The sequence below is a fragment of the Fodinibius halophilus genome (genome assembly GCF_011059105.1).
Lineage (GTDB): Bacteria > Bacteroidota > Rhodothermia > Balneolales > Balneolaceae > Fodinibius > Fodinibius halophilus.
This window is the reverse complement of sequence record NZ_JAALLS010000003.1, coordinates 65,383-81,695: the sequence shown is the minus strand read 5'-3', so window position 1 is coordinate 81,695 and position 16,313 is coordinate 65,383. Positions and strand designations below refer to the sequence as shown.

Annotated in this window: 17 protein-coding genes; 12 read left to right on the top strand and 5 right to left on the bottom strand. The window is 41.2% G+C overall.

Annotation, left to right across the window (positions count from 1 at the left end):
- Window positions 1–5 precede the first annotated feature (5 nt).
- The 4 genes from G3569_RS03600 to G3569_RS03585 form a co-directional block, all read right to left on the bottom strand.
- Complete coding sequence (locus G3569_RS03600; protein ID WP_165266177.1) at window positions 6–1,019, bottom strand: TolB family protein; 1,014 nt, start codon at window positions 1,017–1,019, stop codon at window positions 6–8.
- 92 nt (window positions 1,020–1,111) lie between these two features.
- The gene (locus G3569_RS03595; RefSeq protein WP_165266175.1) at window positions 1,112–1,825 is read right to left on the bottom strand and encodes an HAD family hydrolase; all 714 of its coding nucleotides are present in this window, start codon (window positions 1,823–1,825) and stop codon (window positions 1,112–1,114) included.
- Window positions 1,826–1,835: 10 nt separating this feature from the next.
- On the bottom strand, window positions 1,836–2,384 hold the full coding sequence (locus G3569_RS03590) for a D-glycero-alpha-D-manno-heptose-1,7-bisphosphate 7-phosphatase (protein ID WP_165266172.1): 549 nt from the start codon (window positions 2,382–2,384) through the stop codon (window positions 1,836–1,838).
- A 308-nt stretch (window positions 2,385–2,692) separates the two neighbouring features.
- Window positions 2,693–4,708, bottom strand: coding sequence for an ATP-binding protein (locus tag G3569_RS03585; protein WP_165266170.1), 2,016 nt, complete (start codon window positions 4,706–4,708; stop codon window positions 2,693–2,695).
- A 319-nt stretch (window positions 4,709–5,027) separates the two neighbouring features.
- Between G3569_RS03585 and G3569_RS03580 the strand changes: the two genes are divergently transcribed.
- Entirely contained in the window at window positions 5,028–5,450 is a 423-nt protein-coding gene (locus tag G3569_RS03580; protein WP_165266168.1) for a hypothetical protein, read from the top strand.
- Window positions 5,451–5,482: 32 nt separating this feature from the next.
- Here the strand turns inward: G3569_RS03580 and G3569_RS03575 are convergent, their stop codons facing one another.
- Window positions 5,483–5,938, bottom strand: coding sequence for a hypothetical protein (locus G3569_RS03575; protein WP_165266166.1), 456 nt, complete (start codon window positions 5,936–5,938; stop codon window positions 5,483–5,485).
- A gap of 506 nt (window positions 5,939–6,444) precedes the next feature.
- On the opposite strand from G3569_RS03575, the gene G3569_RS03570 reads away from it, so the two are divergent.
- The 11 genes from G3569_RS03570 (at window position 6,445) to G3569_RS03520 (ending at window position 16,288) form a co-directional block, all read left to right on the top strand.
- Window positions 6,445–6,894: a response regulator gene (locus tag G3569_RS03570; RefSeq protein WP_205720014.1), complete on the top strand. Its 450-nt coding sequence runs from the start codon at window positions 6,445–6,447 to the stop codon at window positions 6,892–6,894.
- A gap of 13 nt (window positions 6,895–6,907) precedes the next feature.
- Complete coding sequence (locus tag G3569_RS03565) at window positions 6,908–7,414, top strand: chemotaxis protein CheX (RefSeq protein WP_165266164.1); 507 nt, start codon at window positions 6,908–6,910, stop codon at window positions 7,412–7,414.
- Window positions 7,415–7,426: 12 nt separating this feature from the next.
- Complete coding sequence (locus G3569_RS03560) at window positions 7,427–9,880, top strand: chemotaxis protein CheA (protein ID WP_165266162.1); 2,454 nt, start codon at window positions 7,427–7,429, stop codon at window positions 9,878–9,880.
- A gap of 97 nt (window positions 9,881–9,977) precedes the next feature.
- Entirely contained in the window at window positions 9,978–10,766 is a 789-nt protein-coding gene (locus G3569_RS03555) for a CheR family methyltransferase (protein WP_165266160.1), read from the top strand.
- A gap of 14 nt (window positions 10,767–10,780) precedes the next feature.
- Window positions 10,781–11,254, top strand: a complete 474-nt coding sequence (locus tag G3569_RS03550; protein WP_165266158.1) for a chemotaxis protein CheD — start codon at window positions 10,781–10,783, stop codon at window positions 11,252–11,254.
- A 145-nt stretch (window positions 11,255–11,399) separates the two neighbouring features.
- Entirely contained in the window at window positions 11,400–11,876 is a 477-nt protein-coding gene (locus G3569_RS03545) for a chemotaxis protein CheX (RefSeq protein WP_165266156.1), read from the top strand.
- Window positions 11,869–12,921: a protein-glutamate methylesterase/protein-glutamine glutaminase gene (locus tag G3569_RS03540; RefSeq protein WP_165266154.1), complete on the top strand. Its 1,053-nt coding sequence runs from the start codon at window positions 11,869–11,871 to the stop codon at window positions 12,919–12,921. The genes G3569_RS03545 and G3569_RS03540 overlap by 8 nt, the downstream gene beginning before the upstream one ends.
- Window positions 12,922–12,956: 35 nt before the next feature.
- Window positions 12,957–13,343 carry a response regulator gene (locus G3569_RS03535; RefSeq protein ID WP_165266153.1) on the top strand — a complete coding sequence of 129 codons (387 nt, stop codon included), beginning with the start codon at window positions 12,957–12,959 and terminating at the stop codon, window positions 13,341–13,343.
- Between the two features lie 67 nt (window positions 13,344–13,410).
- Window positions 13,411–13,794, top strand: a complete 384-nt coding sequence (locus G3569_RS03530; RefSeq protein WP_165266151.1) for a response regulator — start codon at window positions 13,411–13,413, stop codon at window positions 13,792–13,794.
- Between the two features lie 174 nt (window positions 13,795–13,968).
- Complete coding sequence (locus G3569_RS03525) at window positions 13,969–14,502, top strand: chemotaxis protein CheW (protein WP_165266149.1); 534 nt, start codon at window positions 13,969–13,971, stop codon at window positions 14,500–14,502.
- A 73-nt stretch (window positions 14,503–14,575) separates the two neighbouring features.
- On the top strand, window positions 14,576–16,288 hold the full coding sequence (locus tag G3569_RS03520) for a methyl-accepting chemotaxis protein (RefSeq protein ID WP_165266147.1): 1,713 nt from the start codon (window positions 14,576–14,578) through the stop codon (window positions 16,286–16,288).
- Window positions 16,289–16,313 lie beyond the last annotated feature (25 nt).

Sequence of the window (16,313 nt, the reverse complement as noted above, 5' to 3'; positions counted from 1 at the left end):
CGGGATTACTGGTGCCGAAGTATCTGTATTTTTCGCATGTTTTCCCCATTATGATCCATAATATAGATTTTGCTGGTGCCTGACCTGTTGGAACAAAAGATGATTTTACTACCATCCGGGGACCATGAGGGGTAAAAGTCTTTTGCAGAATGATAGGTTAATTGGGTGAGATCGCTACCGTCTTTTTTTATGGTATATATATTAAAGTCCCCTTCGCGGTCAGAAGTGAAAACCAATTGATTGCCGTCAGGAGACCATTGAGGGCTAAGGTCAAAGTGCGAATCGGTAGTTAATCGAGTTTGGTTAGACCCGTCTGCATCCATAATGTAGAGGTCAAAGTTTCTGTACCGATCAGAGGCAAAGGCGATCTGTTTCCCGTCCGGCGACCAGATAGGGTCAACTTCATAGGAATGGGGCGAGTACGTAAGGCGGGTTTGGTTCCGGCCATCCGGTTCCATGGTATAGATCTCCATATTCCCATCCCGGTTAGAGAGGAATAAGATTTGATTGCCATCGGGCGAGAAAAATGGGTAGACATCCGTAGAATCACTAAAGGTGAGTTTGCGCATGTCATTAGTAAAATGGTCGCGTAAATAAATGTCCATGTCACCATCTTCACTTGAATGGTAAAGTACATTTTGGCCATCCGGCGACCATGAAGGTAGATCACCACTGCGAGCCGAGCTAATGGGAAATTGTTCACCCTCTTTACCGATGTAGCTCATATCATAATGGTGTTCACGTTTGCGTTCCGAAAAATAAGCGACGTGCCGTCCGCGGGGAGACCACGACGGGTAGTAATCGTTAGCGGGGTGTTTGCTTATGTTTTCAATTTCAAATGTGTTGAGGTTAAAAACATATATATCAAAATTTCCATTGAGAGATGAAGCAAAAGCAATCTGGTTGCCGTCTGGTGACCAGTACGGATGCAGGTATGTTGCCGAGTCTGCTTTAGTAGATTGGCAGAAAGCCGTACTTTGAAGTACGAATAATAGGAAGATCGTGAATATCCGCTTCATAATGCACTCCCTTTATTATGATTACGTTTTAAGGGTAATCATTTTTTGGGATTATCGCATAATTATTGTGGGTGCAAATCTTTAAGAGGGATTTAAAGAAGGGTTTCGGCTATGTCCCCCCAACTTTTGCAGATAAAATCTGGCTGGGGATTTAGGGGAGCATCTCCATAGCTTTTAAAGCTAGTGAAAAGAATAGCCTTCATACCTACCTCTTTGGCTCCGGTAATATCCGTTTCTATTAAGTCTCCGATATGCCAAGATCGGGCAGCAGAACTTTCTGTTGCTTCTAAGGCCTGAAGATACGCTTTGGGATTGGGTTTGCTAAATCCTGTTTCATCACTAAATACAAAGTGGTCGAAATAGGGGAACAGCCCCTGTTTTTTTAAATATGCACGTAGAACCCGGCCGGGCGAGTACATCGTATCCGAAATGAGAGTTAAAGGATAATGTTCAGCAAGCTTGGGTACAATTTCTGAAACACCGGTAGCTAAGTTGGGTGGTCCCTGCCATAGCGATTCTTCAAACTTTTTTGTTAAGTACTGTTGTTCTTTTTCGGTTGCAGGGATTTCAAGGTGCTTGAGAATGTTGGAGACTAATTCATCAGTTGTCGGGGTACGTTGCTGGTTAAGCCAGATACGATCAAACTCTTTGGCCGCTGCGTTTTTTGCATCATCAAATGATTGCGAGGAAAGGCTATCAGTATAATTTTGAGCTATCTCCCTGAGAGCATTAATGCGTACCTCACGCCGTTTACTGCCGCCGGTTTCGGCCTGTACCAAGGTATTCCAAAAGTCAATTGAGATCATATCGATATATTTAAGAAAGAGTATTTATTACATTTTGAATGTTATCAAAGGTTGAAATATGGTGTTCTTTTAACCATCGTTTGTCTTGGTTGGGCTCGTGCCGCGACCGGATAAAAAATGGGGTAATTCCCAATTCAATAGCGGGCTTGAGGTCACTGACTTTGTCTCCTGCCATATATGATTTACTAAAATCAATATTATGCTTTGTAGCTGCTTTTTCAAACATGCCAGTTCCCGGCTTTCGATCATTGGGCTCAAATTGACGGTTGGGGTCATGCTTGGGATGGTGGGCGGCATAGTACCAGTCGTCGATAGAGATATCTTTCTTAGCCAGCTCAGCATCAACCCACCGGTGGAGTGTTTGTACTTTTTCCTCGGTATAGCGTCCCCGTGCTATTCCCGATTGGTTGGTGACTATAATAATTTTGAAATCATTAGTATTCATCCACCGTAGCGCCTTTATGGCTCCATCACACCAGGTCCATTCCTCGGGGGTGTGCACATAGTTATAATCAACATTGATGGTTCCGTCGCGATCCAGAAAAAAAGCTTTGTTCATACGGTCGATATAGTGCGAGTAGATGTTATAAAATAACTCACAAGAAAATGAAATGTAGCAAGGGGTGCAACGATTGTCCCCGAAATAACGCGGTTGTTACTCAAAAAGTTGTGAGTTATCCTGTTCGTCAGCTGACAGATCAGAATCTATAAAGCCCGGTAACGTTTAGCAGAACATTAGCATTGATATCACTACGAGATGCCGGATTAAGTCCGGGATGACAAGGGAGTATAGATTGTTTATTAGTGAGTGAATCCAATGACTAAATGCCTACTGGCTATTTGTACCGTAAATTTTGAATATATTGGTCAGCTTATAGACGCATTGGAGCCCAGGCACGAATGGATAGTTGTAATAAGCTTTTTATGGCTTTCAGTATTCTTTTTAACTACGGCATCGGTATATCGCTGAACTCTTTCAAGTTCTTTGCTTTTCAATATTTTGCCGGTATAGATAATGATAGGGATATGCGAATATAATTGATGGTTTTTAAGGTATTTTGCCATTTCAATACTATCGGAATCTACTAATATATAATCGAGGATGATACAATCGATAGATTCACGTTTTAATATCTGATATCCCTTGGTTTTTGAGGTGGTAGTGATACAGTTGTTAAATGTAAAGCTGAGTAACTCTTTGATCGCAAGGTTATGCACCATGCTGTCATCAATAATAAGAATGGTTTTATCTGACTTGTTGCCATTCGTGAAAAACTCTGATGTCTGGGTAATGGGGCTTTTTTTGCCGGGGTAATCTACTACTTTGTCTAAACGCAATGGTTTTTTAACAGGCAAGTAAAGGGTAAAGGTACTTCCAATACCCACTTTACTCTCCATATCTATTTTTCCATCTAAGGCTTGGGTCAATTCTTTGCAGATGCTTAAACCCAGTCCGGAACCGCTTGATATTTCAGAAGCATTAGGGTGTTCACACCTGGTATAGCGTTCAAATATTTGACTTTGCTGCGATTCCGGAATACCGATTCCGGTGTCTTTTACTTTAAAAGCAACGGCATGTTCGCCACTGAAGTTTATTTTTTCCAGCTCTTGCCGGGTGGGGGCATATACCGTAAAGCTGACATTGCCCTTTTCGGTATATTTAAATGCATTGGATAATAAGTTCTTTAAAATGCGTTTTAAATATGTCGGGTTCGTGTTGAGTTTTTCATGGTTGAAGTCTGATACTTCATAGTTAAAGTTCATACCTTTTTTGTCTGCAATAGCAGCAAACGTCTGGTAAACATTGTTACTGAAAGAGGGGATATTTACCGGTTCTTTCTTGACTTCGCTTTCATCCAGTTCTTTATCCGGCGAAGCAAAAAACTCATCTATATAATTAAGTAAGTGACTCCCTGAGTGGTATATAGCATTAATAAATCTATCAACACCTTTTTCGGGATCTTCGGAGTTTTGCTTTGCCAGTAGTTTGTTAGACAACATGATAGAGTTAATACTGGTTCGCATATCATGAGCAGCGTCGGCCAGAAAGTCGGCTTTGCGACTGTTTTTCCGGATATATTTTTTTGTGAGATTTCGTTGTCGTTTCAATTTTTGGATTTTATACCATAAGCCACTGATATCTTTATTGGTAGAGAGTATAAACCGGCTTCCTGAGCTCTCAATAAGACGGAGGTGTGTTTCGGCCGGATACACAACCCCTGCTTTTCGTTTGATATTGGTACAGATTGAAATAGATTTTTGTCGCTTTTCGAGCAGGGGTACGATTAGTTGCTTAAAATACTCGGGCGAATATTCGGCATATAGGTCAGATGGAGTAATTTTGTGAACTTCCTGCTCAGAGTAGCCACTCTTTTGTATTGCTCTGTTGTTGGCATAATAACAGAGAAGTGTTTTGCTGTTAAATAGGTATACCTCTTCGGTGCTCGATTCGATAATGGAAGAGAGAATCTCTTTCCGTTGTAGAGCTTGCACATAATTGTTGTGCACTTTTTTTCGAGCCAGCTCTCGCTCAATAATGGGGAGCAGCCGTTCAAGGTCGTGGGGAGATACGCAATCTTTTGCTCCCTGAGCCATTACATGTTGAACCACATCGGTTATATCGGCAGTAGTAAAAAATACAATGGGTATTTCCGGATGGGTGTCTGCTATTGAGGTTAGCGTGGGAAATTGATGGCTGTCATCGATTTCTGAAATAATAATCAGATCCCACGCCTTATCTGAGTTCAATGCCAGGTTTATTTCCTCTTCTCCGTTAGCAGTATGGCAAACAGGTTCAAATTCTCCACTGCCGAGTACCTCTGTAATAGTAGAGAGGTAGCGGTCATCAATATTAGTAATAAGCAGTTGGAGTGTTCCAAGCATAGAATAAATATCCCTACTTAGCGCCGTCATTTAAAATACGAGAAAAATGTGGGAGTATAACAATTATTTAGACCTAGCCATTTCTTATCCCTTTAGTATTTATTTACCGAAAGCACAAAACCTTATTTTAAAAGTAGAATAAGGTGTTAGGGGGAAGGAATCAAAATTAATATTAAGATTTTTTAATGTTAAGAGAAATTAATATATTTTTAGTAAGCGTTTAGGATAGTGCAGAATCAGGAAATAGTTCTGCTCATTTTAATATTAACTAAGGGGTAGAAGTAGGAATTGTTCAATATATCCAAAGAAGGTTTTACCAATGGAAAGTACACACGAAGAATCGGTTACAGTAGCAGAAAACAGATCTGACATATATAAAAAGGGGTTAGGTAATGAGGGCAGTAATATTTACCCGGTGCTTGCACCGAAGGCAGTAGATGGGGAGAAAGATAAGCTAGAAGCGGTATACAAGCTACAGAAACGGCTGGTACAAAAGAATATGCATAAGGCGATGTCGCCGATAAGTGCAATTTCAGGGTATTTGGAGCTTATGAAGCTTTTCCTTGAAAAAGGCGGTGATACTGTTAAGCTTGAAAAGTATAGGGCCAAGATCGAAGAAGGGGTAGGAGAGTTAAGCGAAATCATTGAAGATCTCTACGAAGCGTTTGAAGAAGATTCAGATCAAAATGATATCGATGAGCTCATATTAGAAGAGATCAAGAAAAACCGTCGTGCAAGCTAGTAATGAGGTAGCCTTCGAGGCTATGTAATTCATTACAAGACCATATCATATTGATCTCCTTTTGGAGTGTTATGATATACAATTTGCAGTTGGTAACGGTGTTTTCGGAGGGTTTGTATTTTGTTTGCGCTGGCCTCCGTTAGCGCATCGAAAGATTCTGTTTCGTTTTTCTTGTTATTTCTTATTTCATATTGGGCATCAAAAAGTTGTTTGTGGCTCGTTACAAATAACTCACCTAAGATCTCTTTAAATTCACTATTGGGAAGTAATGCAGTAAAATCGGAACTGCTGTTACTTTCTGTATTGCTAAAGTGTGTTTGCGCGTCATCTTTTCCATGTTCACTGTTATTATCAGACTCATCTTTGTCAATTTTCGGAAACGTGGAGTTTTCAGAGGAAGCTTCGGGTCCGTACTCCTGAAGATGCCGTATACTTTCAGCAGGAGTAACTCCGGTTTCGATATTTGTTTGTGATGAACGCGGTAACATAATGTAGTTGGCTATGGCATAGTGCCATGAAAATTATCTACTATAATATTTATCGGTTTCAAAGAGACAAACTTTAGTATATCGTTTTTTTTGTAATGTATTCCTAAAAGCTTCCTTTATATACTACAGTAAGATACCCTGTAAATATGTGCCGGAAAATTTATCCGTTATCATTGGGCCGGCAGTATTCCGCTTTTCTAGAAGAAAGAATCATGCATATAAGGTAAAATTGCATGTATACCCTCCAGGGCAGGATGCCTATACTATAATTGTCCATTCTCTTTCGATTACCGGCAGTTCAGAAAAATAATAACACAGGTACTTAAGAAATATGGTTTTATGACGATAAGTAAATCGGTCAGGCGCACCATGTACAAGATAGTACGTGATAATGGGACTGATGGTGAGTTGTTTCAGGGTTTTGAAAATTTTACCCCAAAAATAATGTGGTGCGCGCCACCATTGTTCACATTTCATTACAAAAACAAAGAAGATCGGAGTAAGTAATGGCTAATATAAAAGCGCTGGTTGTTGACGATTCAAAGATAATGAGAAGTGCCGTAAAGCGGGCCCTCAATCAACTAATGATCGCGGATTTTGAATATGTCGAAGCAAAGGATGGAGAAGATGCTTTGAGCAAGTTTAATGAAGAGATCGAAATCATGTTTGTTGATTGGAATATGCCCAATATGACGGGAGTTGAGTTTTCACAGGCTGTACGAGCCGAAGGGAATGAACATATTCCCATTATTATGGTGACGGCTGAAAAGTCCATGGGTAAAGTAGATAAAGCTCTAAACGAAGGTGGGGCAAACGAATATATAACAAAGCCTTTTACTGCAGATAAAATGCATAAAGCGATTAGCGATTATTTTGATGATGATGGTAATATCGCTACAGAAGGTGAAGACGAGGAAGAAGACAAAAGTTTCTTTCAAGGTATTCTCAACTCTTAAAAACAATAGATAAATGAGTATTGAAACATTAGATAGGATAGATGATTTAGATGAGATTCCTGCTGAGATGGTAGAGAAAGTGCAGGAGTCTGTTATTAACACATTTGGATCGATTATCGGGGAAGAACTTTCTTTCGTAGATGAGGCCAGTGATGATAGCGCGCTAAATGGGATAATAGGAAATGTAACAGTTTTTAACTCAGAGCATACGCTTTCGCTCATGTTGGCTATTCCAAAAGAAACAGCCCTCTATTTTTCTGAGGTTTTTATTGGTATGCCTTTGCCGTTTAAAAGTGATGATATGGGGGATCTTATTGGAGAGATCTCAAATATTCTTGCCGGTGATGTGGCAGCAAATGTAGAAAAAGTTGGTTTTCGGGGGCAGTCTTCGCTTCCAACAGCAACCAGGGGTAGTGATCTTACTTTGTTTATGCCCAATAAGCCGCCAACGAAAAAGATGAAGTTTGTGAGTGCAAACTCAGAATTTTGGCTTACGATGGTACTGAGTGAATCTAAATAAAAGTGTATTACAATGAGTAGCTTAAAAGAAGAAAGAATACAAGAGTTAGAAAAAATTATTCGGGCGCTGGCTGATGTTTGGCCGGCAGACAGGGATAATGTTGCTGTGGCCGGAGCTCAGTTTGAGGAGTTTATTTCTACTTTTGAGGATGATCCCGGTCAGCTCCAAAGGCTCATAGACGTTGCCTGGAAAGGGTTACGTTATCTCTATGAAGAAGATGAATTCTTCATGAGTGTAAAAACCTCAACAATGCAAGCTGTTAATACCATCCGTGAATATTTGGTTGAGGATGGAGATATAGAGGTTGAGGTTTTTGAGAAGGCCTATGATGATCTTGACGAAGCATTATCGGGAGGCAAAGAGTCCGCCGATACGTTGATTGAGTTAGAAGAAGAGCAGGCCGCCGAAGATGTTGATGACGAGAAAGAAACAAAGCCTCGTACGCTTAATGATCTGGCATCATACATTTTAGGACTCAACGAAGAAGATGTTTCTGAAGAATATGTAGAAAAATTAAGCGCCTTAATAGAGGGAGTTAAGGGGAATATCCCTGACGAAGCTATGCCGCTCTTGGATAAGGCTCAAGATATTGTTGATCAGCTAAAATCCGGAGATGCTGAAGAGGGATGGCTTGCAAAGTTGGCTGACCTTACCGAGAAAGCTATAGAAGTTGAATCTGATGAACAGTGGAATGAGTCTACTGAAGAGGTAGAGCAGGCTGAAGCGGCCGAAACAGGATCGGAGCAGGAAGAGAAAACGGAAGAAGTATTTACGGTACCGGAATCAATAGACGGGGCAATGGTCGGTGAGTTTGTTACCGAATGTACTGAGTTGTTAGAGATGGCCGAAGGTGCGCTGCTTGACCTCGAGGAGTCGCCTGATGATGAGGAGCTTGTAAATAAAGTGTTCCGGGCATTCCACACCATAAAAGGAACATCCGCTTTTATGGGATTGCAGCCCATTTCAGAGTTTACGCACCATTTGGAAACGGTGTTGAGCATGGTCCGGGACGGAGATATCGATTTCGATACTGCTTGTGCCGACATCTCATTAGAAGCTATTGATATTATTAATAGCATGCTCGATGTGATTGAGACTTCTGAAGGCGGTGAAACTTTTCCAAAGCCACTGAACTATGAGCGTTTAACCAGTGTGCTAGAGCATATCGCAGATGCAGAAGTTGCTCCAGAAAAAGCGCTGGAAGAAGCAGGTGGTATACAATATGAAACGCCTACAGAAGTAGAAACCAAGCAAGGAGCTGGTTCTTCCGATGATGGAGCAACAGTTAAAGCAGCCCCTAATTCTTCTGACGATTCTCAAACAGAGTCATCGGTTCGGGTAAATGTAAGCCGTTTAGATCAGCTTATTGATATGATTGGAGAACTGGTTATTGCACATTCTGTAGTAGCCCAGGACGAGAGTATTCCTGATCATTCCAATCTGCAAAAGAAGATCAATCATACAAGTAAGATTTTACGAGAACTGCAAGATACAAGTCTTACACTGCGGATGGTGCCCCTTAAGGCTACGTTCCACAAGATGAATCGCCTGGTTCGTGATTTAGCTCGAAAGGCCAGCAAGGATGTGAAGCTCAAGACGTTTGGTGAAGATACCGAGATTGATCGTAATATGGTTGATATTATTAATGAGCCGCTGGTACATATGGTTCGTAATGCTATCGATCATGGGATCGAAACAAAGGAAGAACGTGCAAAAACAGATAAGCCAGATCAGGCCACTGTTTGGTTGCGGGCTTCCCAGGAAGGCGGAAAGGTTGTCATTGAAATAGAAGATGATGGTAAAGGTATTAACAAAGAGAAAGTACTCGAAAAAGCAATCAACAAAGGGTTGGTTGAGCCCGATCAGAACCTGACCGACAAAGAGATCTACAATCTCATTTTCTTGCCCGGTTTCTCTTCTACCGATCAGGTAACCGATTTATCGGGGCGAGGAGTAGGTATGGATGTGGTACGTAAATCCATAGAAGAGCTGAAAGGCAAGGTGGATGTTGAATCTGAAATTGGAGAAGGGACCAAAATTACTATTGAGCTGCCCTTTACGCTGGCAATTACAGATGGAATGTTAGTACGTGTAGGCAATCAGCGGTTTATCGTTCCTACTCTTAATATCGATCGCGCCTTTAGAGCACAAAAAGATGATGTGTTTACCGTAATGGGGAACTCGGAAAAGGTTTCTATCAGAGGCGAAACAGTACCTGTTATCCGATTGCACGATCACTTTAACATTGATGAAGGTAAAAAATCATTAACCGATGGTACGTTGTTGGCTATCAGAAATGCCAATAAGAAATATGCACTCTTGGTTGATGAAGTAATTGGACAGCAGCAACTCGTAGGTAAGTCTATCAATATGGTTGCAGAGATGAATCATATTTCTGGTGGAGCAATTCTGGGAGATGGGACCGTAGGGCTGATCCTGGATACAGCTGCATTGATGATGAATTAAAGCAAAGAAATTTAATAACCAGTCATAAAAAAAGGGGAGGAGGTAGCTTTCGTTTATCTTCTCTGTACAAATATAGGCTGACTAACAGGGTAGTAAAATGAAGTTAAAAGAGTCAGAATTCACCACAATACGCGAGAAGATCTACCAGTATTGTGGTATTAATTTGCACGAAGGGAAACAGGCCTTGGTACGATCCAGGGTAATGAAACGGATTCGAAAGCTGGGTATGTCGGATTTTGCACAATACATTAATTACCTGGAGCAAGATGGGTCTGGAAATGAGTTTCTGGCTTTGGTAGATGTGCTCACGACAAATAAAACAAGTTTCTTCCGGGAAGATCAGCATTTTGAGTTTATTAGAGATGAGGTAATTCCTCAGATTAATGGTCAAAGTGTAAAGTGGTGGTCGGCGGGCTGTTCTACAGGAGAAGAGCCGGTTACCTGTTCAATGGTATTACAAGAAGAAGGCATATCGCCCGGAAGAGTAAAGATTTTAGCAACTGACTTGTCAAGGGAAGTTCTGCGCATAGGAAAAAGAGGGGTATATGCAGCTAAAAAAGTAGCGGATATCCCCCCAGAGTTTCGCAATAAATATTTCCGACGTGTCAGTGAGAATCAGTTTCAGGTTACCAGTGATATACGGAAAATGATTACCTATGGGCGACTGAATTTAAAAAAGAAATGGCCGATGAATGGACCGTTCCACATTATCATGTGTCGAAATGTGATGATCTATTTTAACAGAGAAACACAGCGCCGATTGGTATCTCGATTTCGGGATATGCTTAAGCCAGGAGGTTATCTGTTTATAGGACACTCTGAAAGTGTGTCCAGTGAAAATAAGGGGCTCAAGAATGTGTGTCCGGCTGTTTATAAAAAGATATAGGAGGATAATTGTTCATGAAAAAAGTAGTAGGTGTAAGCGATCTTAAAGTTTCTTCTAATGCCAATGAAGTAATTATTACTTATGCACTGGGAAGTTGCTTGGGAGTCGCGTTATATGATCCGGTTGCAAATGTAGGCGGCATACTACATGCAATGCTTCCTTTATCAAAAGCCGACCCCGATAAAGCCAAGTCTAAACCTGCAATGTATGTAGATACCGGGCTGAAGCTTATTCTTGATCAACTATATGATCTTGGAGCACAAAAGAAGAATTTGAAGATTTCAGTGGCCGGTGGGGCAAGTATGAAGAAAAAGGGTGACAAAGATTTTTTTAAAATCGGGAAGCGAAATTTTACGGTATTTCGAAAGTTGCTCTGGAAAAATGGATTTATGATAGAAAAGAAAGATGTAGGAGGCGGCAAGGCCCGTACGATGGCTCTGAGACTAGCTGATGGGTCTATTACTATTAATAAGAAGCCGATGAAGTAATAGTCTTTTTTGTCGAAAAAATTACAACAAACTAGAAATTAAAATTTGTATTAAACATCTGGTCAAGCCTAGCCGATAACTAAATTGCAAGACGTTTTTTAGGCTAATACTTGGTTTTAAATGTTCATATAGATCGGAGTTCACAATGAGCGAAAACTATAAAAATAAAATTCACGATATAGCTGTTAACACTTTTGAGGTTACTTGCTACATGTTCCCGCTTGAGGAGTGGGAAATGGAAGATGACCCCATAACAGAAGTTCCCAAAGATGGGATTCAGTCTGTGGTTGGGTTTAATGGTGCCGCAGAAGGAGAAATGGTGATCACCCCCACTCAGGAATTGTTAACAGCAATAGCGGCAAATATGTTGGGTGAAGACTCACCCAGCGATGAACAGAAATCCGGCGCGTTGGGTGAAATTGCAAATATCATTTGTGGTAACCTGGTTCCTATTTTTGCCAGCAACGACAAGATCTGTTATCTCGATCCTCCTAAAATTATAGAGGGTGGGTTTGACGATGCCGGTTCTCCTAAATTACATGAAGAAACGGTCTTGGTTTACTTAGATGAAGGAACCGCAGAAATTACCGTGCACTATTCAAAAGAGGGGGAAGATGATTAAAGTATTAGTTGTTGATGATTCCGCATTTGTACGGAAATTGTTGAAAAAAGAGCTAAATAAACAGAAAGATATTGAAGTAGTCGGTACGGCTCTTAATCCATATATAGCTCGCGAGCAAATTGCGAAGCTTAAGCCGGATGTGATAACACTGGATCTTGAAATGCCCCGTATGGATGGTCTTTCATTTTTGTCAAAGTTGATGAAGCATCATCCTATTCCGGTGGTGGTAGTAAGTTCTCTGACTCCAAAGAATAGTGAAAACGCACTTACAGCCCTGCGGTTAGGGGCGGTAGATGTTATCTGTAAACCAGGGTCGGCATATTCTACACAAAATATTTCACGAGAAATTATACAGGCGGTACGAGCAGCTTCGGTAGCAAGTTTTGATAATAATTTCAGCGTTTCTAAGCCCAAACCTAATGTAAAAGGGAATGGGAAAGTACCTAAAGCCCGGCTAAAGCAAACAACGAAGAAGATCATTGCTGTTGGAGCTTCTACCGGTGGTACTAAGGCCCTCGAGGCGGTGTTGCCGCACTTACCTCCTAATCTGCCGGGTATGGTGATTGTTCAGCATATGCCCCCGGTATTTACGCAAAGCTTTGCCGAACGATTGAATACCGTTTGTGCTGTAGATGTAAAAGAAGCTGAAGACGGCGACTGGGTTCGGCCGGGGCAGGTGCTTATAGCGCCGGGAAACCATCATATGCTTGTTCGAAAAAAAGGAGCAAAGTATTATACCCAAATTAAACAGGGCCCCCCCGTTCATCACCATCGGCCAAGTGTAGATGTATTATTCAATTCTGTAGCCGAGGCAGCAGGTATAAACGCCACGGGCGTTATACTGACAGGAATGGGATCGGATGGAGCCAAGGGGCTACTGGCTATGAAAGAAGAAGGGGCTCACACTATTGGGCAGGATGAAAAGACGTCGGTGGTATACGGTATGCCCAAAGTAGCACATGAGGTTGGGGCAGTATCAGAAACATTACCACTACCGGAGATCGCAGATGCAATTGTATCACGCACAAAGGAAAAAGCAGTTTAACCTCACAGACCACTAACCAAATAAGACTTAGAAAAATGTCACTAAATGTACTGATTGTAGACGATAGTGCAGTAATGAGGAAAATGATCACAAAGACAATAAATCTGTGTGGTCTTGATGTCTCGGATTATTATGAGGCCGGAGATGGAAAAGAAGGCTTGGAAAAGTTGGATGCCCATCTGGTGGACCTGCTGTTTATCGATATCAATATGCCCGTTATGGATGGTATGGAGATGCTCAGTGAAGTAAGGAAGCGTGAGTGTTCTCAAGATCTCCCCGTCCTCATTGTATCAACAGAAAGTAATGAAGGGCGTATTGAAGAAATAGGCCGACAAGGTGCCGCTTTTATCCATAAGCCATTTACCCCCGAAGTATTACGGGAAAAAATTATGGGAATTATCCAGAACCGAACAATATCATAGACCGTCGATATATTGCGCATTGTTCATACTATAGTAATTGACTGTTAATAAAAAAACTTGAGATCTAATGTCTACCCAAATTTTGATTGTTGATGATAGTGCAATGATGCGTAAGGTTATAGAAAAGACCATCAATATATGTGACATCGACGATGTGCATATTTATGAAGCCGGCAATGGCAAAGAAGGTCTTGATATGATGAAAGAGCATCCGGTAGATCTGCTTATTATGGATATTAGCATGCCCGTTATGGATGGCATGGAGATGTTAAAGGTGGTCAGAAAAAATGAAAGCATAGAGGCACTTCCCATTCTTATTGTTTCTAATGAAAGTAATAAAAGGCGTATTGAAGAGCTTATTAGCCAGGGCACGGTATTTGTTCATAAGCCCTTTACGCCCGAAGAGTTGGGCGACAATATACTAGAGGTTATACGTGAAAAGCTGGCATGACATTGCCAAAGCTCTTGATAATACAGGAGTGAAAAGTTTAAGAAAAAAACAATTCTACCGATAAGAAGATACAGGTAGGTTGCCTAATGGATAAGGCAATATAACAAAGCACGATTAACTGGTGGGGTAGTAGCACCAGTTGCACAATAATTGAGAAAATTAAGTTCTGTAACTATGAGTGAAACAACGACCGAACAAGTTGAACAACAAGAATCTGATGCTAAGATAAAAGGAGGAAAGTTTTTAACCTTTTTCTTGGGAGAAGAAGAGTATGCAATTGAAATTCTTAAAGTACAGGAAATTATCGGGTTGATGTCTATTACTCCCGTTCCTAAAATGCCTTCTTACATACGTGGGGTATTAAATTTAAGAGGGAAAATTGTACCGGTTATGAACCTGCGCACCAGGTTTGGATTAAATGAAATTGAAGATACTGACGAAACCTGCATCATCGTAATCCAAGATGAAGAGTACTTGATGGGCGTACTGGTTGACAAAGTCTCGGAAGTAGTAGACATAGAAACCGGTAATATCGAAGATGTACCATCGGTAGGAACAGGTGAGCAGAGTGAATATTTAGCAGGTATCGGTAAGATTAATGAGTCTGTTAAAATGATTATCGAAGTACACAAAGTATTATTTGATGTACCACAGGCTGTGCTCAGCTCATCGGGCGAGCAGTCTGAAGCTACTGTAGAACAAGACTGATTTTAAACCAATACATGTATTAGAGAGCTGTAGCTCAACGGGGAAATAATATTAAAATCTTATGGAGTGAATTATGAGTATAAAACAAAAGGTAGGGACGGTACAAGACTGGACAATAAAGAAGAAACTTATTGTAATGACAGTATCGTTGCTCGCAATAACGGGTCTTCTGTTGACAATTATCACTATTCTTACAGCAAATAGTAGTTTAAGCAGGCTTACCGACAAGGCACTTCGTATGAAGCTTAATGGAGATATTACTTCGTTACAGACGTATTCTAAAAGTCAGTTTGGTGAGGTTAAATTATCAGGTGGCAAGCTTGTTGATGAAAACCAGAAACCCATCGCCGGCCGTTCAACCACAATCGATGAATTCGCAAATGGGCATGGTGTTGCCGCTACCATTTTTAAACGCAAGGGAAATGACTTTACCCGGATTGTAACCAGTATTCGAAAAGAAGATGGGAGTAGGGCTGTTGGTACCACTTTGGGTACCGGTAGTGATGCCTATAAACCCGTTATGGATCGCGAATTATATATAGGTAAAGCTAATATTTTAGGCATATCGTACCTGACGGCCTACGATCCTATTATAGGAAAAGGCAATGAAATAATAGGAATCTATTTCGCGGGAATCCCCATGAACGAGGTTAACGCTATTGCATCCGAATCGAGGTCCCTTATAATTCGCAATTCGGCGATTGTCTTACTTTTTGTGATTGGTGCCGGTGCATTTGTAGCATGGTTATTCAGTAATTCCATCAGCAGTAAGCTTAAAGAAATTATTAATAAACTTGCCGGTGGGGCCAGAAAGGTGCACGATTCTTCTACTCAACTTACGGGCTCAAGCCAAGAGTTGGCCGAAAGTGCCAGCGAGCAAGCAGCCAGCCTGGAAGAAACAACATCTTCGTTAGAAGAGATATCTTCGCAGATTAAACAGACAGACGAAAATTCTGCGGAAGCAGAAACTACTATGAAAGAGACCCAGCCCATGGTAGAAAAAGGAGTAGAAGCTATGGACCGAATGAAAGGGGCTATGGAAGATATCAGGGAATCTTCTGATGAAACTTCGAAGATTATTAAAACGATTGATGATATCGCTTTTCAAACTAATCTGTTGGCTTTAAATGCCGCAGTTGAGGCAGCACGAGCCGGTGAGGCAGGAAAAGGATTTGCTGTAGTGGCAGAAGAAGTTCGAAATCTGGCCCAACGTAGTGCCGATGCCGCTCAAAACACCTCTGATTTAATTGAAAGCTCTCAGGAAAGTTCTCGAAGAGGGCAGGAGGTAGTTCAGGAGGTATCAGAATATTTGCAGAAAATTGATCAAAAAGTGTCGGACGTAAGTACGTTAGTTGTTGAGATATCTGCAGCTTCTCAAGAGCAGGCTACCGGTATCCAGCAGATAAACTCCGTGATGTCGGAGATGGATGGCGTAGTGCAAGGCAATGCTTCTGCTTCAGAAGAATCTGCAAGTTCGGCCGAAGAGCTTTCTACCCAGGCAGCTAAGCTCGGTAATATTGTAAATGAACTATCGGAGCTTGTAGGGGGGCTTGGCAATACAATGAAGAAAAACGGAATGAGCAGGTCAAATACCGCTTCTAATAATTTTAGTTCTAATGATACTGCTCCCAACAACGGCGGATATTCAAATGGGAATACAAACGGAAACGGAAGTTCAAAAAAACAATCCGGTTCCGTTACTTCCCAGTTTGAAAATATTGACGCTTCCGATGGCAGCGAGTTGATCCCTTTTGATGATGAAGATGACGATTTTAGTGGGTTTTGATAATATTCATTGAGTGAGATAGTCT